The following is a 22228-nucleotide window of genomic DNA, read 5'->3' as shown; positions in this document are numbered from 1 at the left end:
CTGAGTTTCGCGGTGACCGCCCGGCACGCGGCCCCAGGCGTTCGGCATCGCACGTACAATCAGTTGCGTGGCGTCATGGGGCCGTCCGGTTCGCCGTGCTGCCGATGGAGCACGCCGAGTCGTCGGTCGGTCCGCGTCCGCTGCTGTGTGCCGACGCCGACGCCGACGCCGACGACTCGGACATCGCCGAGCTCGCCCCTTGGCGGCTCGGCATCGAGCCGAAGTCGAAGATCCTGGCACCGGTGTCGGTCGACCTTGAAGCGTGGCAGCCGATGAACTGGTCGGGGAGGAGTCGGCTGCGGTACCGGGGGCCGGCCTTGACGGTGGTGTCGGCGCTGAAGGGGATGCGCCAGGCCAGTACCGAAGTGGCGCTGGCCGATCCGAGCCCGTGCGCTCACCGACGGCATCCTCGACCGGGCGCCGACCCACACTCCTAGGGAGACCACACCTCAGCGGCACGCAAGTGTGTTCGCACACGCGCGGCAACACCCCAGCAGCAACGAGGAACAAGAGGAGAGCAGACCATGGCGCCCAGGGAACCCGAAGAGTCCCGCGAAGGCGGTGGCGCGCGTCAGGAGGCGGCCGGCGGCGGGGCGGTGTCGGCGGAGTCGGCCGTCCCCGAACCGGGATCGCGTGAATCGGAGCAGAGCACACCGGAGCGGCCCGGGGCAGCGCCGCCGCCGATGACGAACACCTTGTCCACAGGGTCGGCTCCGGTGCCCGTCGTCTCCGGTGACCCGGCTGCGGCACCGGCTTCCGATACCGCAGCGGCTTCGGACGGTGCGCGGGAGGGCACGTCCGCCGCCGCGTCGGCAGCGGCAGGGGCGAAGTCCGAGGCGAAGTCCGGCGCGAAAGCCGCAGCGCAGTCCGGGGCGGCGGCCTCGGCGTCGGCGGCCGCCGTGGCGTCGTCCGGCCCCAGGCAGGACGGCGCCACGGAGAAGGACGGCCCCGACGGTCCGACGGGCCGGGTGTCCAAGCCGATGGCGGCCGCGGCGGCACTCGCCGGGGTGCTGCTGCTTTGCTCGCCGTTCCTGATCGCGGGGCTCGTGGGGCACCACTCGGACGACAACTCCCCCCAGGCCGGGGACGATTACACGGGGAAGCAGGGCGGCCCGGGGCTGGTGCCTGGCACGGACCAGGCACAGGGCGAGGCGTCCGGGGGCGGTCATGGCGGTGACTCCTCGTCCTCCGGCGGCGGGGCGGTGCCGCCGGATGGCGGCCAGGGCAACGACCAGCACTCCGCTTCTCCCGCGTACTACGCCGTGGCCGGGCCGTACTGCTCGGACAAGTCCACGGGCTACAAGGAACAGGGCAGGTATGCCGACGGCCAGTCGGGCTGGACGACGCAAGAAGGCAGCTACGCCGGGGGCGGCTGCGGCGGGCGCTTCACGTCCGTACCGATGTCCGGCCACAACGGCGACGACGGCAACTACGCGCTGTGGACGTTCCGCACCGCGCCGGTGAAATCCGGGTCGTGCGAAGTCAAGGTGTTCGTCCCGGGCGACGGCAACGTCGGCCACGTCGGCGGCCACCCGAGCCACTACTCCGTATACAAGACCGTGGACGGATCGGGGAAGCAGCTCCGTGACTTCACGGTCGACCAGGTCCACAACCGCGGCAAATGGGTGTCCGGCGGCTCGTTCGACAGCAGCAACGGCGCATTCTCCGTCAAGCTGCACACCCGCGGCGTCGATTACGGGGCCGGATACCAGAACGCCCACCACGCCGCCGCGGCCATCAGCCTCGAGTGCAGCGCCTGACCGGTCGCTCAGCCTGACAGCCCGCATCGTCCCGCTCCCCGCCACGGGGGCGGGACGACGGCCTTACGGCCTGGTGTACGAGAGAGAGTGGATCAGGCCGTTAGACGCCGCACGCTGCCCTCCGGCGCACCGCCCGCGACTACCAGCGGCCCATGTCAGCCCTCGGCCTCAGCCTGGCAAACCCAGACACATCTCGATCACGCAACGGCCCTGGGGGCGTGGCCAGGCGGTCTCCCCTCCCTTGTGGGGCCCGAGATAGGGGTTGTTAGGGGTTGGGCGGGCTTGAGTGGCCCGGTCGCCCTGCATAGCGTAAGAGGCAAGGAAAGTGGCTCTTCAGGGGAGGCGAAGAAGAACATGGATCCCTTGCCGAGGGGGTGCTGGGCGGCGCCGAACCAGAAGAGCTCGAAAGGCTCGAACTGCCGAGCGCGTACATGGTGGCCCATGTACGCGCCGAGGGCGAAGGAGGGCGGTTACGCCACGCGCCACGACCGCCCGTACCAGGTCATCGGCCCGGACGCGGCTGGGGAAAACCGTCATCAAGTCGCCCGACCGCGCGGAATTTCTGGTCAACGCCCTGTTGTCCGCGCATGGTCGAAGGCGGGCTGCTGGGAAAGAAGTCAGGGACGCGGTTTCCAGGTCTACGCCTGGCGGGGCGGATACGAGTCGAGCGCGGCGACGGCCCGTACACCCGAAGTGAAGGCAGGAAAAGTGCTGTTGGAGTTTGAGGAGCCGTTGGTGCGATACGAAATTCTCGGGCCCTTGAGCGTGACCGATAACAACCGGATTTCCGCGATCACCGCGCCGAAAATGCAGATTCTGCTGGCCACCTTGCTCATCCGGGCGAATCATGTCGTCTCCCGTGAAGCGCTGGTCAACGAGCTCTGGGGCGGTACGCCACCGCGCCGGGCGACGGCGGCCCTGCACGTGTACGTATCGCAGCTGCGCAAGTTCCTGAGCGGGGCGGGGCACGACGGTGGATCCGGGCATGACCAGGGCCCGCTCATCACCAAGTTGCCTGGCTATCTCCTGCGGGTCGGCCCCGGCGAGTCGGACCTGCATCTCTTCCAGCGGCTGCTCCACGAGGGGCGGGTCAGTGTTCGGGCGAGGCGGTACGACAAGGCGGTTACCGTGCTGGGGTCCGCGTTCGCGCTCCCCCGGGGGACTACGCTCAGCGAGGTGTCGGACGGACCGGTCATCGGCGGATTCGTCAAGTGGCTGGACGAGGCTCGTATCGAATGCGCCGAGCTGTTCGTCGAGTCCAGCATGGCCCTTGGCCGCTATCAGGAGATGATCGGGCTGCTGCGGTCCCTCGTCGTCGACTATCCCTTGCACGAGACGTTCTATCAGCAGCTGATCCTGTGCATGTCCCGGTCCGGACGCCGGGCCGAGGCGCTCACGACGTACCGGGGCGTCCGCGAGACGATCCGTCGCGAGCTGGGGCTGGAGCCGTGCCGGGCGCTGCGCGAACTGCAGCAGACCATCCTGCGGGCGGAAGAGGAGGAGCCGGAGCCGGTGGGCGTGTGACTGGCGGCGTGGGACGCTTGGGGAGAGGGGCCCACGGGGGACGCCCGGGGTCTCTCTCATCACTGACCGCTGCCGCCTCCCAGGGCGGCAACGTTGCCCGCGCCGTGTCGGAGCCGGTGTCATCGGAGCCCAGCTCCGGCACCTGCGCGGCGGGCGAGGAGTGGATATGGTCGGCCTGCGGCGTCGGACCGCCCGCCGCTTCCGGGCGGGGCTCGTTCGTCGGTCCGGGGGTGGCGAGTGGTCCGAGCCGCAGGATGAACAACCGACTGCCGTCGGCACAAGGGCTGTGCAGGCCGGAATGGACGGGGCCCGGTGAACGACCCGCCGTGCGTTGCGGTGCAGGGGTATCTCCTTTGTCCGTGTCCCGCGGCCGATGTCACCCGGGACGTGCTTGCGACGTCAGGAAAGACGCGCGGCGTCACGCGTGCCGGACGCGCCGGACCGGTCCTGGCCGGCACGTACCAGCCCGGTCTCGTAGGCGAAGACCACCGCCTGGACCCGGTCCCGCAGCCCGAGCTTCGCCAGCATCCGACCGACGTGGGTCTTGACGGTGGCCTCGGTGACGACCAGATGGTCCGCGATCTCCGCGTTCGACATGCCTTGCGTCAGCAGCAGGAGGACTTGGAGCTCACGGTCGGTGAGACGGTCCAGAACCGTCCCGTCGGCCGGCATCCACACGTACCTCTCAGGTAACTGACTGCCCATCACGGACGCTTTCTCCCTCAGGCCAAGGCGCCATCGACCCCGAGCACGGATACGTTCCGTGACCGGCCGCGCACCGACAGGATGCTGGCCGTCCCATCGGCCCCGCCACCCCCATGTGGAGGGTCTGGCCCGACGCCCCTGCGTGGCGGGCCAGTGCGGGACGCCGACCCGTTCCCGCAGGCGTCCCCGTGCCCGTTTCCGCACGCGACAGGGTGACCGCCGTGATCACTAGCCCGTTGCGGATCCGTCGCGGCCGCTGAACCACTCGCTCCGCCTGCCCTCCACCAGCGGCCCGGTCGATAGCAACTGCACCTGGAAGGAACCCGCGTCCAGGTCGACGGTGACCACCGCCTCGTCGAAGTCAGCGCGCGGCGGGCACACTTCCGGCCCGTGCCGAACTCCTCGCGCCGCTCCCGGCAGGCGTGGGCACCAGCCGTTCCTCGATTGGGACCTGCGCCGGACGGCCGCGGTCGTGGTACATCCCGACCGTGGCCACCGACAGCGGAAGCAACCCCTCGATCACCCGCGCCTCACGCGGGGCTGTGCTTCTGCGGGGAGTGGACCAGCATGGACCGCGGCGGTGAGAGAGGCGCTGATGTCCCGGGCCACATCGACGAGTTGGTCGGCCAGATAGAAGTGGCTGCCGGGGTACACCGACAGGGCGAAGGCGCCCGTCGAGTGGGCTCGCCACTGAGCCGCCTCGGCGACCGTCACCATCGGATCTTCGTCGCCGACGAGCACGGTCAGCGGGCAGCGCAGCGTTCGCCCCGCCTCGCACACGTACGTCTCGACAGCCCGGTAGTCCGCCCGGATGACGGGGAGGATCAGGGTGCGCAGCCCCTCGTCGTCCAGCGCACCCGGTGCAGTGCCGCCCAACTCCTTGATGTTCGCCAGCACTTCGGCGTCGGTCCGCGGAGGCACGCGCTCGCGGCCGTCGGCTGAGGGCGCGCGGCGGCCGGAGACGAAGACCTGGACCGGACCGTCCTGGCCGAGACGTTCGAACCGGTGGGCCACCTCGAACGCCAGAAGGGCGCCCATGCTGTGCCCGAAGAAGGAGTACGGAGGCCGCATGTGGGGCCGCAGCGCCTCGAAGGCGGCGTCCGCCATGTCGGAAAGGCTGGTAAGCAACGGCTCCTTGCGCCGGTCTTGACGCCCCGGATACTGGATGGCCCAGGTCTCCACCGTGGGCGCGAGCTGCCGGGACAGCGGGAAGTAGTAGCTCGCGGCCCCTCCGGCGTGCGGAAAACACACCAGCCGCGCCCGGCTCGGCGACGGATCGCCGTACGGCGCGAACCGCCGGATCCATGGGTTGCTCACATCGGAAGACGCGTTCGGGTGTGCGGTCATTGGGGTTTCTCACCGGCCTGGGCGATGCACATGCTGGGTTCCTTCCTGCCGTCGGCGGGGCGGTCGCCGCATGCGCCGGCTCCGGCTCCGCACGAACGCGGAACCGGAGCCGACGCACGCGGTCGGGTCATCCTGGCAGGCCGGTGAAGGCGAGCGTCGCCTCACCGTCGCATCGGCCGCCCTCGGCATCGTGATAGCGGTACGCCGTCTCGGCGATCAGCAGGGGCGCGGCGCCGCCTGGCGATCTGTGCTGCACCGACCGGAACTCGATGGCGCCGGAGAAGGAGCGAGGAGTGACAGGCCGCCGGAACTTGCTGGCGAACCGGGCGATGAGGATGTCGGGGAGCTGACGCTTCCAGAAGTCGTCCATCGTCCAGCCTTCAAACGCTTCCAGGATTCCCCACTGGATCGCAGCGGCGACGGTGTAATACATCATCTGGTTGTAACAGATGGTGATTTCGACCGCGTTGAGATGTCCGGTGTCGTCGATGTAGCACGACTCGGGGATCTCGAACGTGCAGTGCGCGGTGACGCCCGTGCCTGCGGTGCCCTCTGCGGTGACGCGTGCCGACTTCAGATACTTGCAGTGATCCTTGTACGGCTGGAGTACGCGCGCCAGGAGCTGCTCGTCAGTGGCGTGCTCGTGGATGCTGTGCGCGCCCGTGGCGTGTGCGCCTGTCACGGCTACGCCCCGGTCTCGTACAGCTTCCGGGTGTCGTGCACGGTGACCCGGTAGGAGACGGTGGGCTCGGGCGTGGTGGTGTGCCGGGCCCGGTGGATCAGGCTGCGGTTGTCCCAGACGAGCAGGTCACCCTTCTCGAACTCCTGCAGGTGGATGTTCTCGTGGGTTTGGTCCTCGTCGAGCTGGCCGGTGGCGTCGAAGAGGCGCTTGAGCAGCTCCTCGTCCAGCGCGTTGCCGTCGGCGTCCTCGATGCCGACGGTGAACCCCTCGCTGATGTACAGCACCTTCTCGCCGGTCATCGGGTGGACGAAGACCGTGGGGTGGACCACCGGCGGCGTCTTCGTGTCGACCTCCGTGAGGATCTCCGAGATCGGCCGGTAGATGTCCTGCGGACGGATCTTGAAGTACTTGCGGACGCTGTGCCGGCAGGACGTCCCCGACACCGCCTCCTTCAGCTCCTCGGGCAGCTTGCGGTATGCCTCGCCCATGTCGATGAAGCACGTCCCGCGATTCCGCTCGGGGATGACCTGCGGGTAGATCAGGGTGATCCCGAACGGGTCCGGCATGAACTGGTAGTCCGCGTGCCAGAACTTGCCGGTCTTCGGTACGCCGATCTGCTTGCCGTTCTCCGGGACGTTGGAGGAGACGAAGACCTCGGGGTGGTCCGGGTGGCGGTACATCGGCTCGTAGTACCCCTCCGGGCGTCCCAGCCGCTTCCCGAGGTCGTGGAAGGCCGTCGGTGTGAGGTCCTGGTCCTTCAGTACCGCGATCTTGTGCTTGTAGACGGCCTGCTTGAGCGCTTCGATGTCCGCGTCCGACGCGGCGGTGTGGTCGAAGTCCGCCACCGTCACGCCCATGTGCCCGTCGGTCTGCGGTGTGATCTGCATCGTGTCAGTCCTCTTTCCCGGTCGGATGTCCCGGATGCGATTCACCGGCCGGATCTTTTGGCCGGTTTGCCGGTTGATGGTGTTACGCGGTGGTCGGGTGTAGCGGCCCGTCGGCGGAGAGCTTGGACTCGATCAGCCGCACGGTCTCCGCGAGGGAGAGATCCTGGGACAGCTCGTCGTCGGCGACCTCGACGCCCAACTCGCGTTCCAGCCGCATCGAGATCTCGACCATCGTGAGCGAGTCGACACCGAGGCCGGCGTACGTCGCGTCCGGCGTCAGCTGCTCGGCTGGTGCGTCGTGCAGATATTGCAGGACAGCGACCAGTCGGTCGTACAACTGCTCGTGCGTGGGGTTACTCATCGTCGGTCCTCTCCTTGGCTGATGTCGGGCCATCGCAGTACGCAGGAGCCCCAGGTCAGGCCTCCGCCGAAGCCGGTGAGCACTACCCGATGGCCGGGCTTGAGCGCGCCCTCGGTGTGGGCGTGGGCCAGCGCCAGCGGAATCGACGCGGCACCGGTGTTGCCCACGTCGACGAGATGGCTGGCGCAGCGGGACCGTTCGATCCCGAGGTCGTCGGCCACGGAGTGCAGGATGCGCACATTGGCCTGGTGCGGGACGAAGTAGTCCACGTCGCCCGGCTTCCAGCCCGCGGCGGCGAGCGCGGCCCGGGCCGAGGTCGCTATGCGCGTGACGGCGTGCCGGTACACCTCTTTGCCGCGCATCGCGAAGTGCTGTTCGCCGCGGGTCGGCGGGCGGGATTCGGCCCACTGCCGGGAGCCCCCGGCCGCCACCATGATCAGCTCTTCCGACGCGCCGTCGCTGCCCAGGTCGAAGTGGTCCAGTGCGCCCGGTTCGGCCGGGTCCCCGGCGCGCAGGACCACGGCGCCCGCACCATCGCCGAAGATGATGGCGTTGGTGCGGTCTTCCGGGTCGACGATGGAGGAGTACACATCGGCGCCGATCACCAGGACCCGCTCGGAGATCCCGGACGCGATCAGACCGGCCGCGGTGGCCAGGGCGTAGACGAACCCCGTGCAGACCGCCGAGACGTCGAAGGCGGCGGCCTCCCGCAGCCCGAGCCGGGAGGCGACCAGGGGAGCGGTGGCCGGGCACGGGCGGTCGGGTGTCGTGGTGGCGAGCAGGACGGTGTCCGGGGCCGGGCCGCCGGCCGAGCTCAGCGCCCGGCGGCCGGCTTCCACCGCGAGATCGGAGGTGGCCTGCCCGGGCTCGACGGCATGGCGCCGCCGGATTCCCGTCCGGGTGGTGATCCACTCGTCTGTGGTGTCGAGGCGCCCGGCGAGCTCTTCGTTGGTGACGACCCGCGGCGGGACCCAGCCACCGACACCGCATAGCACCGCGGCCCGCCCGGCTGGCACACCGAACGGATCGGCGGGTATGGACGGCTCGAAACCGGGGGAATCGGGTGGTCTTCCGAAATCGCTCACGACGACACCTCTGTAAAAACAGGGAAAACGCTTGGGGGGAATGCCATCCGCAGGACGCGCATAAAGTATTTCGTCCATACGCTGTCAGCGGTAGAGGCGCCTTCAACGAAAAAGCACAAAGACCGCGATGTCAATAATGGACGGGATCCCTGAAGCAGGTCTAAGGCCGCTCTAAAGCCTGGCCGCGGCATTCGTGGCCAGGTGGCGACTTCGCTGGACCTCCCTTTGGGGAGACGCCCGTGAGCTGCAGTTATGTGCTGCGGAACCGCGGTTCCGGCGGCGCCGTACCGGCCGGAACCGCGGTTCCGGCGGCGCCGTACCGGCCGCGGAGGGGGCGGCGCAGCAGGCTTCGCGAGGACGTGTGAGGCTTGCGGCCGGGACGGTGCGCGACGAGTATCAACCCCGGCCTGCGGGCCAGATTGTTGGTTGGCAACGGAAATTCCGCCCGGATTTCCCTGTGATTCGTTGGTTCTCCCCGCCGCCCAGTGGCGTGGGCGCTCCCTTGCGCGGATTTTGAAGGTGCGATCTCATGAATTCTGCTTCGGCGCTCGCCCAGCGACTCGTCGGCCTCTCGGGCGGCGAACGGACTCATGTCCTGCTCCAGGTGGTACGCGGCCAGGTGGCCGAGTTGCTGGGATACCCCGGCCCGGAGGACATAGCGGCCGATGTCACGTTCCTGGACCTGGGCGTGGACTCGCTCATCGCGGTCGAACTGCGCGACCGGCTCGACGGTCTCAGTGGCGCGAGCCTGCCGTCCACCATGGTCTTCGACCACCCGACGCCGACGCTGCTGGCCGAGTTCCTCGACACTCAACTCGCCGGCGAATCTGAGCCGGTGGCGTCTGCGGAACCCGAGCCGACGGCCACGGGGGTGAGCGATGAGCCGATCGCGATCGTCGCGATGGCCTGCCGCTTCCCGGGCGGTGTGGAGTCCCCGGAGGACCTGTGGGAGCTGGTCTCCTCCGGCGCGGAGGGACACGGCCCGTTCCCTGACGACCGGGGCTGGGATCTTGAGGCGCTGTACGACCCGGACCCCGATCAGCAGGGGACGAGTTACGTGCGAGAAGGCGGATTCCTCGACCATGCCCTGGAGTTTGACGCGGCGTTCTTCGGTATCTCGCCGCGGGAGGCGTTGGCGATGGATCCGCAGCAGCGGCTGCTGCTGGAGACGTCGTGGGAGGCGCTGGAGCAGGTCGGCATCGACCCCGCGTCACTGAGGGGATCACAGACCGCGGTGTACGCAGGTGTGGCCAACTTCGACTACCCGCTGATCGCCAAGTCCGTGCCCGAGAGCGACATGTACTACACGACCGGCACCCACAGCAGCGTGGCCTCCGGCCGGGTGGCCTACGCCCTGGGCCTGGAAGGCGCCGCGCTGACCGTCGACACGGCGTGCTCGTCGTCGCTGGTGACGATCCACCTGGCGGCGCAGGCGCTGCGCCAGGGCGAGTGCTCCCTGGCACTGGCCGGCGGGGCGACCGTGCTCTCCGGCCCCAGCGTCTACCTGGGCTTTTGCCGGCAGCGGGCGCTGTCGCCCGACGGGCGCTGCCGCTCCTTCGCCGCGAGCGCGGACGGCTTCGGACCCGCCGAGGGTGTGGGGATGGTGGTGCTGGAGCGGCTGTCGGATGCGCGCCGCAACGGGCACCGGGTGCTGGCGGTGGTGCGGGGCAGTGCGGTGAATCAGGACGGTGCGTCGAATGGCCTGACGGCTCCGAATGGTCCGTCGCAGCAGCGGGTGATCCGGCAGGCGTTGGCCGCGGCGGACTTGTCCGTGGGCGATGTGGATGTGGTGGAGGCGCACGGTACGGGGACGTCGCTGGGTGATCCGATCGAGGCGCAGGCGTTGCTGGCGACGTACGGTCAGCGTGATCCGAAGGCCGCTCCGCTGTTGCTGGGATCGATGAAGTCGAACATCGGTCATACGCAGGCGGCGGCGGGCGTGGCGGGTGTGATCAAGTCGGTGCTGGCGTTGCAGCACGGTGTGGTGCCCGCGACGCTGCACGTGGATGCGCCCTCGCCGCACGTGGACTGGTCGTCCGGCGCGGTGGAGTTGGTGACGGAGCAGGTGCCGTGGCCCGAGACCGGTCGGGCTCGTAGGGCCGGGATCTCCTCGTTCGGTATCAGCGGGACGAACGCCCACGTCATTTTGGAGCAGGCGCCGCAGGAGCAGGAAGAGTCGCAGGCGGAAGCTGTTGCGCCGGGCGAGGGGGGCCTGGCCGCGGGAGGGGTGCTGTGGCCGGTTTCCGGCCGGTCGGAGGCAGCGCTGCGGGAGCAGGCGGGACGGCTGGCGGACTTCCTGCGCACGGGACAGATCGGCGTGGGATCCGACGACGAGGGCCCCGAAGTGACTGACGCGGGCATCGCGGTGGCGTTGGCCCGGCACCGTACGGCCTTTGAGTATCGCGGCGTGGTGGTGGCATGGGACCGGTCCGAGGCCATGGCGGGCTTGGAAGCACTCGCGGGCGGGACGGAGTCGGCCGGGGTGGTGACCGATCGCGTGGTGCCGTCGGGCCGGGGAGTGGTGCTGGTTTTCCCTGGTCAGGGGTCGCAGTGGGTGGGCATGGGCCGGGCGCTCCTGGATTCGTCCCCGGTGTTCGCGGAGTGGGTCGACCGGTGCGAGCGGGCCTTCGCGCCGTATCTGGACTGGTCGTTGCGTGCGGTGTTGCGAGGAGAGGAGGGTACGGCCTCGCTGGATCAGGGTGACGAGGTCGTGCAGCCGGCCCTGTTCACCGTGATGACGGGGTTGGCCGAGCTGTGGCGTCACTACGGTGTGACCCCGGCGGCGGTGGTGGGCCACTCCCAGGGCGAGATCGCGGCGGCCTATGTGGCAGGTGCGTTGTCGCTGGAGGACGCCGTACGGATCGTGGCGCTGCGCAGCCAGTTGCTGAAGGAGCTGGCCGGGAAGGGCGGCATGGCCTCGGTCATGCTGGGCCGGGCCGCGGTCGAGGAGCGCCTGGCCGCCTGGGACGGCAGGTTGTCGGTCGCTGTGGCCAACTCGCCTGCGTCCACGGTGGTGTCGGGTGATGCGGACGCGATGGACCAGCTGCTGGACGGTCTGGCAACCGAGGGCATCTGGGCCCGCCGCGTCCCCATCGACTACGCGTCCCACTCGGCGCATGTCGAGGTGGTCGAGGAGCGCTTGAGGGAGCTGCTGGCGGACATCGAGCCGCGGTCGGCATCCGGTGTCGTTTTCTGCTCCACGGTGGCGGGTGAAGTGATCGACACCGCTGCTCTGGATGCGGGGTATTGGTACCGGAACCTGCGGGAGCCGGTGGAGTTCCAGCGGGGTGTGGAAGCGCTGCTGGCGGTGGGTCACCGGGTGTTTGTGGAGGCCAGTGCGCATCCGGTGCTGACGGCGGCGGTGGAGCAGGTCCTGGAGGCATCGTCATACGAGGGCGCGGCGCTGGGGTCGCTGCGTCGGGACCAGGGGGAGCTGGAGCAGTTCGTCACCGCGCTGGGACAGGCGTATGTGCGGGGGGTCGGGCTGGACTGGGAAGCGGTTTTGGGGACCGGCCCGGCCCGGGTGGCACTGCCGACGTACGCGTTCCAGCGGGAGCGGTTCTGGCCCGCATCCGTGGTGGCCGCTGCCGGTGATGTGGCGGGGCTCGGGCTGGCGGCGGCCGGTCATCCGCTGCTGGGTGCGGCGGTGGAGTCGGCGGAGACCGGTGAGGTGCTGCTGACGGGGCGTCTGTCTCTGGAGTCTCATCCTTGGCTGGCCGATCACGCTGTGGCGGGGTCGGTGCTGCTGCCGGGAACGGCGTTCGTGGAGATGGCGCTGCGTGCCGGTGAGGAGGTGGGCTGCGACGAGCTGGCCGAGCTGGTGCTGGAGGCGCCGCTCGTGCTGCCGGAACAGGGCAATGTCCGCGTGCAGGTGACGGTCGGCGAGCCGGACGACTCCGGTCACCGGCCGGTGTCCGTGTACTCCCGGGACGAGTCGGCGGGCCCTGGAGACCCGTGGACCCGGCATGCGGGCGGTCTGGTCGTCGAGGCCGTGACGCCCGGTTCCGGCGATGCGGTTTCGGATGAGGTACGGGATGCCGACGCGTCGTGGCCGCCGGCCGGCGCACAGCCGGTGGCGGTCGAGGACTTCTACGCACGGGCGGCGCGGCGCGGTTACGACTACGGCCCGGTGTTCCAGGGACTGCACGCGGTGTGGCGGCGCGGCGAGGAACTGTTCGCCGAGGTGCGCCTGCCGCAGGCATCCGCCGGCGCACCGCGCGGGGGCGGTCCGGCTGCTGGTGCATTCGGCCTGCACCCTGCCCTGCTGGACACTGCTCTCCACCCGATGCTGCTCAACGGCGGTCTTGACGACTCCGGCGAGGGGCCTTGGCTCCCGTTCTCCTGGAACGCCGTCCGGTTGCACGCCACGGGCGCCGAGGGGCTGCGGGTCCGGTTGCTGCCCCGGGGCACCGGCACAGTGGCCGTCGAGCTGGCCGATCTTACGGGCCGGCCGGTGGCGTCGGCGCGTGAGCTGGTGACCCGGCCGGTCTCGGTCGAGCAGTTGCGCCAGGCCCGTGACGGCGCGGGGCAGGCGCTCTTCCGTCTGGCCTGGCAGCCGCTGCCCGAGGCGAAGGCTGTCGCGGCCACGGACACGTACGCGGTCATCGATGCCGGTGCGGACCTGGGCGCGCGGGACGTCGCCGCCCGTGCCGGAGAGGCCGTGCGAGCCGGGGTCTATCCGGACCTGGCTGCCCTCGGAGACCGTGTGCCCGGCGTGGTACTGGCGCCGTATTCGGGCGTGGCCGCCGGCGTGGACGTACCGCAGTCGGCGGCGGCGGTTACGGCGGACGTGCTGGGGCTCGTACAGCAGTGGCTCGCCGACGACCACTGGGCCGGCTCCCGGCTGGCTGTGCTCACCAGCAGTGCGGTGGCTACCGAGCCCGGCGCGGATGTCACCGGCCTGGCCTGCGCCCCGGTATGGGGGCTGATGCGCTCGGCGGAGACCGAGAACCCCGGCCGGTTCCTGCTCGTGGACATGGATGATGACCCGTCGTCCTGGGCGGCGTTGCCCGCCGCACTCACGGCGGCGATCGCGGCTGAAGAGCCTCAGATCGCGCTGCGCGGCGGGCGGGCGCTCGTGCCCCGGCTGGCGCCCCACGTTCAGGACACGCCCGCGCTCGTACCAGACGTACCGGATGTATCGGACCGGCCCGGCACCCTGCTCGTGACCGGCGGCACCGGCACCCTGGGCGGCCTGGTCGCGCGGCACCTGGTCCGTACGCACCGCTTCGCGCACGTGGTGCTGACCAGCCGCAGCGGCCGGCAGGCCCCCGGTACGGCGGAACTGGAAGCGGAGCTGGCGGCGCTGGGCACCAAGGTGACCATCGCGGCGTGCGACGCCGCCGACCGAGCGGCACTGACCGGAGTCCTGGACGCCATCCCCGGCGACCATCCGCTGACGGCTGTGGTCCACGCGGCGGGCATCCTGGACGACGGCGTCATCCCCTCGCTGACCACCGAGCAGCTCGCCCGCGTCATGGCCCCGAAGGTACGGGCGGCCTGGAACCTCCATGAACTCACCCGCGGCCACGACCTGTCCCTGTTCGTGCTGTTCTCCTCCGTTGCCGGCATTCTCGGCACTGCCGGGCAGGCGAACTACGCCGCGGCCAACGCCTTCCTGGACGGCCTGGCCACACACCGCAGGGCACAGGGCCTTGCCGCCACCTCACTGGCCTGGGGTTTCTGGGACCAGGCCACAGGGATGACCGGGCACCTCGACCGGGACGGCATGCTGGCACGGCTCCGCCGGATCGGTGTGCTGCCGCTGGAGACCGAACAGGGCCTCGCCCTCTTCGACACCGCGACGGCCACCGCGGACCCCGCTCTGGTGGCCACCCCACTGGACACCGTCGCCCTGCGGTCCGGCGCGGGTGCCGTGCCGCTGCTGCTGCGGGGGCTGGTCCGCGTGCCCCGGCGTCGCCGGGCTGCGGCGAGCGGAGAGGAGACCGCAGCCTCCGGACTCGTCCAGAATCTGCTGGCCGCCGACACGGAGGCCGAGCAGGACCGGATGCTGCGCGGCCTCGTACAGGCCGAGGTGGCCGCGGTGCTCGGTTCCGTGAGTCCCGAAGGCGTGCGGCCGGAACACCGCTTCATCGACCTCGGATTCGACTCGCTCACCACCGTCGAGCTGCGCAACCGACTTTCCCGGGCAACCGGGCAGCGGCTGCCCGCCACGCTGGTGTTCGACTATCCCACCCCCGCCGAGCTCGCCCGCTACCTGCGTGAGCGGCTGCTCCCCGAAGCGGCCGCGACGGCCGGACCCGGGAACGAGGAGCCGTCTCGTACCGCCGAGGCGGATGCCATCGCTGCGATGGACGTGGACGAGTTGGTCCGACTGGCGCTTGACGATCACCACTCCTGACCACAAAGCACCGAAGAGCGAGGTTCGAGTTCGAGATGGATGCACCCAACGAGAAGGTCATCAGCGCCCTGCGGGCATCGCTGACCGAGGTCCAGCAGTTGCGGGCGGAGAATCAGAAGCTGCGCGACACGGCATCGGAGCCGATCGCGATCGTGGGGATGGCGTGTCGCTTCCCGGGCGGTGTGGAGTCCCCGGAGGACCTGTGGGAGATGCTGTCCTCCGGCGGGGAAGGGCTCGGCCCGTTCCCTGACGACCGGGGCTGGGATCTTGAGGCGCTGTACGACCCGGACCCCGAGGGACAGGGGACGAGTTACGTGCGGGACGGCGGATTCCTCAGGGAGTCCGTGGAGTTCGACGCGGCGTTCTTCGGTATCTCGCCGCGGGAGGCGCTGGCGATGGATCCGCAGCAGCGGCTGCTGCTGGAGACGTCGTGGGAGGCGCTGGAGCAGGCCGGCATCGACCCGGGCTCGGTCAGGGGCAGCCGCACGGGTGTGTTCACCGGGGCCTTCCCGTCGAACTACTCGCTGCTCCTCAAGCCGATCTTCGACCAGGTCGAGGGGTACTTCGACCTGGGCACCACGACCAGTGTCGCCGCGGGCCGGGTGGCGTACGTGCTGGGCGCCGAAGGCCCCGCGGTCGCGGTCGACACGGCGTGCTCGTCGTCGCTGGTGACGATCCACCTGGCGGCGCAGGCGCTGCGCCAGGGCGAGTGCTCGATGGCGCTGGCGGGCGGCGTGACGGCGATTCCCACGCCCACCGTCTACATCGAGTTCTGCCGACAGCGGGCGCTGTCACCCGAGGGCCGCTGCAAGCCCTTCGCCGCGGCCGCCGACGGCACCGCTATGAGCGAGGGTGTGGGGATGGTCGTGCTGGAGCGGCTGTCGGATGCGCGCCGCAACGGGCACCGGGTGCTGGCGGTGGTGCGGGGCAGTGCGGTGAATCAGGACGGTGCGTCGAATGGCCTGACGGCTCCGAATGGTCCGTCGCAGCAGCGGGTGATCCGGCAGGCGTTGGCCGCGGCGGATCTGTCGGTGGGCGATGTGGATGTGGTGGAGGCGCACGGTACGGGGACGTCGCTGGGTGATCCGATCGAGGCGCAGGCGTTGCTGGCGACGTACGGTCAGCGTGATCCGAAGGCCGCTCCGCTGTTGCTGGGGTCGATGAAGTCGAACGTCGGCCATACGCAGGCGGCGGCGGGTGTTGCCGGTGTGATCAAGTCGGTGCTGGCGTTGCAGCACGGTGTGGTGCCCGCGACGCTGCATGTGGATGCGCCCTCGCCGCACGTCGACTGGTCGTCCGGTGCGGTGGAGTTGGTGACGGAGCAGGTGCCGTGGCCCGAGACCGGTCGGGCTCGTAGGGCCGGTATCTCCTCGTTCGGCATCAGCGGGACCAACGCCCACCTCATCTTGGAGGAGGCGCCGCAGGAGCAGGAAGGGGCGCTGGCGGAAGAAGCTGTCGCGCCGGGCTCGGCCGCGGGAGGGGTGCTGTGGCCGGTTTCCGGCCGGTCGGAGGCAGCGCTGCGGGAGCAGGCGGGACGGCTGGCGGACTTCCTGCGCACGACGACGGAACCCGAGGTCGCGGACGCCGGGATGGCGGTGGCGCTGGCCCGGCACCGTACGGCCTTCGAGCATCGCGGCGCGGTCGTTGCGCAGGACCGCACGGCGGCGATCGCCGGGCTGGAAGCGCTGGCGGCCGGGGTGTCCGTCCCGGACGTGGCCACGGGCCGGGAAACGGAAGGCCCGGGAGTGGTGCTGGTCTTCCCTGGTCAGGGGTCGCAGTGGGTGGGCATGGGCCGGGCGCTCCTGGATTCGTCCCCGGTGTTCGCGGAGTGGGTCGACCGGTGCGAGCGGGCCTTCGCGCCGTATCTGGACTGGTCGTTGCGTGCGGTGTTGCGAGGAGAGGAGGGCACGGCCTCGCTGGATCAGGTCGCCGAGGTCGTGCAGCCGGCCCTGTTCACCGTGATGACGGGGTTGGCCGAGCTGTGGCGTCACTACGGTGTGACCCCGGCGGCGGTGGTGGGCCACTCCCAGGGCGAGATCGCGGCGGCCTACGTGGCAGGCGCGTTGTCGCTGGAGGACGCCGCACGGATCGTGGCGCTGCGCAGCCAGTTGCTGAAGGAGCTGGCCGGGAAGGGCGGCATGGCCTCGGTCATGCTGGGCCGGGCCGCGGTCGAGGAGCGCCTGGCCGCCTGGGACGGCAGGTTGTCCGTTGCTGTGGCCAACTCGCCTGCGTCCACGGTGGTGTCGGGTGATGCCGACGCGATGGACCAGCTGCTGGACGGCCTGGCGGCCGAGGGCATCTGGGCTCGCCGCGTCCCGGTCGACTATGCGTCTCATTCGGCGCATGTCGAGGTGGTCGAGGAGCGCCTGAGGGAACTGCTGGCGGACATCGAGCCGCGGTCGGTATCCGATGTTGTCTTCTGCTCCACGTTGGCGGGTGAGGTGATCGACACCGCTGGTCTGGATGCGGGGTATTGGTACCGGAATCTGCGGGAGCCGGTGGAGTTCCAGCGGGGTGTGGAGGCGCTGCTGGCAGTGGGTCACCGGGTGTTCGTGGAGGCCAGTGCGCATCCGGTGCTGACGGCCGCGGTGGAGCAGGTGCTGGAGGCGTCGCCGCACGAAGGGGCGGCGCTGGGGTCGCTGCGTCGGGACCAGGGGGAGCTGGAGCAGTTCGTCACCGCGCTGGGACAGGCGTATGTGCAGGGGATCGGGCTGGACTGGGAAGCGGTTCTGGGGACCGGCCCGGCCCGGGTGGCACTGCCGACGTACGCGTTCCAGCAGGAGCGGTTCTGGCCCGCATCCGTGGCGCCCGCCGCCGGTGATGCGGCGGGGCTCGGGCTGGCGGCGGCCGGTCATCCGCTGCTGGGTGCGGCGGTGGAGTCGGCGGAGACCGGTGAGGTACTGCTGACGGGGCGTCTGTCCCTGGAGTCCCATCCTTGGCTGGCCGATCACGCCGTGGCGGGGTCGGTGCTGCTACCGGGAACGGCGTTCGTGGAGATGGCGCTGCGTGCCGGCGAGGAGGTGGGCTGCGACGAGCTGGCCGAGCTGGTGCTGGAGGCGCCGCTCGTGCTGCCGGAACAGGGCAATGTCCGCGTGCAGGTGACGGTCGGCGAGCCGGACGACTCCGGACACCGGCCGGTGTCCGTGTACTCCCGTACGGATGACACGCCACCGGGACAGCCCTGGACCTGCCATGCCAGGGGGGCGCTCGCCACCGGCGACGGCCGGGCGCCCGAGGGCCCCGGCGTCTGGCCGCCGCCGGGAGCCGAGCCGGTGCCCGTCGAGGGGCTGTACGAGCGGCTCACGTCTCTAGGCGCGGAGCACGGACCGGCGTTCCGGGGACTGCACGCGGTGTGGCGGCGCGGCGAGGAACTGTTCGCCGAGGTGCGCCTGCCGCAGCTCCCCATGGACGGCCCGTCGGCGTCGACCTGGAAGCCCGGTTCGTTCCTCGTGCACCCCGCGCTGCTCGACGCGGCCCTGCACCCGCTCGGTCTGGACGCCACCGAGCTGCGGCTGCCCTCCGCCTGGCGGAAGGTGACCCGGGAGGCCGCGGGCGTATCCGAACTGCGGGTCCACCTGGTGCCCGGCGGCCCCGATTCCGTGTCGTTGACGGTGAGCGGTACCGACGGCCGGCCGGTGGCTGCGGTGGAGGCGCTCACGCTTCTTACGGTGGATACGGAACAGATCACCGCGGCCAGGGACAGCCGCCGCGACGCGCCTTTCCGCACCGAGTGGCAGCCGGTGCCGCCGGCCGGTGCCAGCGGATCGTGGGCGGTGCTCGGGGACGGCCTGAACGTGCCCGGTGCCGAGCGTTACGACGATCTGTCCGCGCTGCTGGTGGCGTTGGATGAGGGCGCCTCCGCACCGGATGTGCTGCTCGTACCCCACTTCGCGGCGCAGGCCCAGGACACACGGGAGGGCGCGCTCGCCGACCGGGCCCGCGAGGCGACCTGCCGAGCGTTGGCGCTTTTGCAGGAATGGCTGGGGCAGGAGCGGCTGAACCAGAGCCGACTGGTGCTGGTGACGCGGGGCGCGGTCGCCGCGGGTGCGGACGAGCGTGTGCCCGATCTGGCGCACGCCGCGTCGTGGGGGCTGGTGCGCTCGGCGCAGAGCGAGAACCCGGACCGGTTCGTGCTGCTGGACACCGACGATGACAGTGCGTCGCTCCGCGCGATTCCCGGCGCGGTGGCCACCCGCGAGCCCCAGCTGGCGGTGCGGGCGGGACAGGCCCTGGCGCCGCGCCTGGTGCGTGCCGATGTCCCGGAAGGAGACCCGGCCGCGCCCGGTGGCCCGGACCGCGCGACCTTCGGGGACCCCGACGGTACGGTGCTGATCACCGGTGGCACCGGGGCGCTGGGCGGCCTGGTCGCCCGCCGCCTGGTGAGCGGGCACGGCGTACGGCACCTGCTGCTGATAAGCCGTCAGGGTGCGCAGGCGCCGGGCGCGTCGGACCTGGAGCGCGAGCTGTACGAGCTGGGTGCGGCAACGGTGTCCGTCACCGCGTGCGACGCCGGGGACCGCGGTGCGCTGGCGCGGTTGCTGGCGACCGTGTCGCCGGAGCGCCCGCTGACCGCGGTCGTGCACGCGGCCGGCGCGCTCGACGACGGGGTGATCGGCTCGCTCGGGCCCGACCGGATCGCCAGGGCGTTCCGGCCGAAGGCCGACGCCGCACTCCACCTCCACGAACTGGCCGGCGAACTGGGCCTGGACCTGCGGAGGTTCGTGCTCTTCTCCTCGGCGGCGGCGACGCTCGGCGCGCCAGGGCAGGCCAACTACGCGGCCGCCAACGCGCTGCTGGAGGCGTTGGCGTGGCACCGCGGGGCCGCCGGGCTGCCGGGCACCGCGCTGGCGTGGGGTTACTGGGACACGGACAGCGGGATGGTGGGCGAGCTGGACCGGGACGGTCTGGCCGCGCAGCTCCGCCGCACCGGGGTGCTGCCTTTGGATGCCGAACAGGGCCTCGCCCTCTTCGACTCGGTGGCGAACACCGAAGCGCCGGTGCTGATGACGGCGCGGCTGGACATGAGCGCACTGCGCGCTTCGGGCGCATCGGTGCCGCCGCTCCTGAGTGCCTTGGTCCCCGCCGGACCGCAGGACGGTGCGCTGCGTACGGGATCTGCCGACACGGACGGTCTGCGGACGCGGCTGGCCGGGCTGCCGGAGCCGGAGCGGGCGGCTGAGCTGCTGGACCTGGTGCGGGCCCGGATCGCCGGTGTGCTGAGGTACTCCGAGGCGGGCGGCATTCCGCCCGAGCACTACCTGGCCGATTTGGGCTTCGACTCGCTCACCGCGACCCAACTCCGAAACGTCCTCGACGAGGCCACCGGCCTGCGGCTGCCCGCCACGCTCGTCTTCGACCACCCCACACCGGCCGCGTTGGCGCGCTACATCGGCGCCCGGCTCTTCGGCGCGACGGCGACTGCCCCGTCCGAAGAGGCATCGTCCGCATCGCCCGCAGCCGCCTCCGACGCCGACGCGGTCGACGATGCCGACATCGCGGACGCCACCGACGAGCAGCTCTTGCAGCTGATCGACGAAGAACTCGGCGCCGCCGACCGGTGAGCGGAATGACATCCGCCGATCCGCCGATCCGCCCGACCCGGACCTCGACCGACCTCAAGGGAAGGCTCCCCTCGCTCATGGCAAACGAGACCCAGCTGCGGGACTACCTCAAACGTGTGACGCTCGATCTCCGGCGTGCCAAGCGGGAATTGGCGGACCTCTCCGAGGCGGCGGAGCGGCAGAGCGAGCCGGTGGCCATCGTCGGCATGGCCTGCCGGTTCCCGGGCGGTGTGCAGACCCCGGAGGACCTGTGGCGGCTGCTGGAGAACGGCGAGGACGCCATCTCGAAGTTCCCGTCCGACCGGGACTGGGACGAGGACCTCTACGATCCCGACCCTGACCGGCCGGGCACCTGTTACACCCGGGAGGGCGGCTTCCTGCACGATGCCGCGGACTTCGACCCGGATCCCTTCCGGATCTCCGAGCAAGAGGCACTGGCCGTCGACCCGCAGCAGCGGCTGCTCCTGGAGACGGCCTGGGAGGCGCTGGAGCGGGCGGGTATCGACCCCATGTCCTTGCGGGAGAGCCGGACCGGTGTGTTCGCCGGCGTCATCTACAACGATTACGGCGGAAACGTGCCCCGGCCGCCCGAGGGGTTCGAGGGCGACCTGGCGGTAGGCAGCCTGGGGAGTGTGGCCTCGGGCCGGATCGCGTACGCGTTCGGGCTCCATGGACCGGCCGTGACGGTGGACACGGCGTGTTCCTCGGCGCTCGTGTCGCTGCATCTGGCGATCCAGTCGCTGCGCAGCGGAGAGTCCTCGCTGGCGCTGGTGGGCGGGGCCACGGTGATGGCGACCCCGAGCCCGCTGGTGACCTTCAGCCGGTCGCGTGCGCTGGCCCCGGACGGACGCTGCAAGTCCTTCTCCGCGGCCATGGACGGTATGGGGATGTCCGAGGGCGCCGGGATGCTCGCCCTGGAACGGCTGTCGGACGCCCGGCGCAACGGCCGTACGATCCTCGCGGTGGTGCGGGGTTCCGCAGTCGTCCAAGACGGTGTGTCCCATTGGCTCACCGCGCCCAACGGGCAGGCGCACCGGCGGATGATCCGCGAGGCGCTCGACGCCGCCCGGCTGGGACCCGCGGACATCGACGCGGTGGAGGCGCACGGTACGGGCACACCTTTGGGTGACTCGATCGAGGTGCAGGCGCTGATGGACACCTACGGTGCCGAGCGCCCGCCGGAGCAGCCCCTGTGGCTGGGGACCCTGAAGTCGAACATCGGGCACACGCAGGCGGCGGGCGGCATCGGCGGCATCATCAAGTTGGTGATGGCCATGCGGAACGGCCTGCTGCCGAGGTCGCTGCACGCCGAGCAGCCGACGTCGATGGTGGACTGGTCCGCGGGTACGGTCCGGCTGCTGGCCGAGCCGGTGCCGTGGCCGGAGCGGGACCGGCCGCGCCGCGCGGGCATCTCCTCCTACGGAGTCAGCGGCACCAACGTCCACGCCATCATCGAGCAGGCACCGCCGCCCGGCCCGCTCGACCAGTCGCCGCCTGCGGACTCTCCCGACCGGACGACGGCCACCGACCCCGCCCTCCGGCCGCCCGTGCCGTGGTTGCTGTCCGCCGCGTCCGTGCCGGCGCTGCGCGCGCAGGCCGCCCGCCTCCACGCCCACCTGGCCGAACACCCCGAGCTGGAGGACCGGGACGTGGCCCGTTCGCTGGCTGCGAGCCGTGCCGGTCTCCAGCACCGCGCTGCCGTGCTGGCGGCCGACCGCGACGGCTTCCTGGAGGGCCTGGCCGCGCTTGCTGAGGGACGCGCGGAGCCCGGAGTCATCGGCGCATCAGCACCGGCCGACCTTCGCGCCCGGGTCGAGGCCCACTGCCAGGGCGAGTCCGTGGACTGGGCCGACCTCTTCTCCGGTTCCGGCGCCCGCCTCGTAGACCTGCCCACGTACGCCTTCCAGCGTCGGCGCTACTGGCTCCGGGCCACACGATTCCAGAGGAATGGGTGA

General features: G+C 70.9%; 12 protein-coding genes and 1 pseudogene. 6 read left to right on the top strand and 7 right to left on the bottom strand.

Going from position 1 to position 22228, the window contains the following annotated elements; genetic code table 11:
- Positions 1–104 precede the first annotated feature (104 nt).
- The 3 genes from ABZ826_RS31445 (at position 105) to ABZ826_RS31435 (ending at position 3284) form a co-directional block, all read left to right on the top strand.
- Positions 105–437 carry a hypothetical protein gene (locus ABZ826_RS31445; protein WP_361455820.1) on the top strand — a complete coding sequence of 111 codons (333 nt, stop codon included), beginning with the start codon at positions 105–107 and terminating at the stop codon, positions 435–437.
- An 87-nt stretch (positions 438–524) separates the two neighbouring features.
- Entirely contained in the window at positions 525–1760 is a 1236-nt protein-coding gene (locus tag ABZ826_RS31440) for a hypothetical protein (RefSeq protein ID WP_361455817.1), read from the top strand.
- A gap of 765 nt (positions 1761–2525) precedes the next feature.
- Positions 2526–3284, top strand: a complete 759-nt coding sequence (locus ABZ826_RS31435) for an AfsR/SARP family transcriptional regulator (protein ID WP_361455835.1) — start codon at positions 2526–2528, stop codon at positions 3282–3284.
- Positions 3285–3683: 399 nt separating this feature from the next.
- Here the strand turns inward: ABZ826_RS31435 and ABZ826_RS31430 are convergent.
- From ABZ826_RS31430 to ABZ826_RS31400, 7 genes and pseudogenes are all read right to left on the bottom strand, one after another.
- Positions 3684–3935, bottom strand: a pseudogene (locus ABZ826_RS31430) (helix-turn-helix transcriptional regulator); the annotation flags it as partial.
- A 282-nt stretch (positions 3936–4217) separates the two neighbouring features.
- Positions 4218–4370 (bottom strand): hypothetical protein, encoded by a 153-nt coding sequence (locus ABZ826_RS31425; RefSeq protein ID WP_361455814.1) that lies wholly within the window; start codon positions 4368–4370, stop codon positions 4218–4220.
- Positions 4371–4508: 138 nt separating this feature from the next.
- Entirely contained in the window at positions 4509–5306 is a 798-nt protein-coding gene (locus tag ABZ826_RS31420) for an alpha/beta fold hydrolase (RefSeq protein WP_361455811.1), read from the bottom strand.
- Positions 5307–5463: 157 nt separating this feature from the next.
- The gene (locus ABZ826_RS31415) at positions 5464–6018 is read right to left on the bottom strand and encodes an FcoT family thioesterase (RefSeq protein WP_361455808.1); all 555 of its coding nucleotides are present in this window, start codon (positions 6016–6018) and stop codon (positions 5464–5466) included.
- Positions 6019–6020: 2 nt separating this feature from the next.
- Positions 6021–6905 carry a TauD/TfdA family dioxygenase gene (locus tag ABZ826_RS31410; protein ID WP_361455805.1) on the bottom strand — a complete coding sequence of 295 codons (885 nt, stop codon included), beginning with the start codon at positions 6903–6905 and terminating at the stop codon, positions 6021–6023.
- An 82-nt stretch (positions 6906–6987) separates the two neighbouring features.
- Positions 6988–7266, bottom strand: a complete 279-nt coding sequence (locus tag ABZ826_RS31405; RefSeq protein ID WP_361455802.1) for an acyl carrier protein — start codon at positions 7264–7266, stop codon at positions 6988–6990.
- Positions 7263–8303, bottom strand: coding sequence for a beta-ketoacyl-ACP synthase III (locus tag ABZ826_RS31400; protein WP_361455832.1), 1041 nt, complete (start codon positions 8301–8303; stop codon positions 7263–7265). The genes ABZ826_RS31405 and ABZ826_RS31400 overlap by 4 nt, the downstream gene beginning before the upstream one ends.
- A 577-nt stretch (positions 8304–8880) precedes the next feature.
- On the opposite strand from ABZ826_RS31400, the gene ABZ826_RS31395 reads away from it, so the two are divergent.
- The 3 genes from ABZ826_RS31395 to ABZ826_RS31385 all read left to right on the top strand — a co-directional run bounded on the left by ABZ826_RS31395 (position 8881) and on the right by ABZ826_RS31385 (position 22228).
- Positions 8881–14712 (top strand): type I polyketide synthase, encoded by a 5832-nt coding sequence (locus ABZ826_RS31395; RefSeq protein WP_361455799.1) that lies wholly within the window; start codon positions 8881–8883, stop codon positions 14710–14712.
- A 35-nt stretch (positions 14713–14747) separates the two neighbouring features.
- On the top strand, positions 14748–20273 hold the full coding sequence (locus tag ABZ826_RS31390) for a type I polyketide synthase (protein ID WP_361455796.1): 5526 nt from the start codon (positions 14748–14750) through the stop codon (positions 20271–20273).
- 77 nt (positions 20274–20350) lie between these two features.
- Positions 20351–22228, top strand: a complete 1878-nt coding sequence (locus ABZ826_RS31385; protein ID WP_361455793.1) for a beta-ketoacyl synthase N-terminal-like domain-containing protein — start codon at positions 20351–20353, stop codon at positions 22226–22228.

The organism is Streptomyces sp. NPDC047515, from assembly GCF_040643055.1.
In the GTDB taxonomy this organism is placed as follows: domain Bacteria; phylum Actinomycetota; class Actinomycetes; order Streptomycetales; family Streptomycetaceae; genus Streptomyces.
This window is presented reverse-complemented; position numbering and strand designations above follow the sequence as displayed.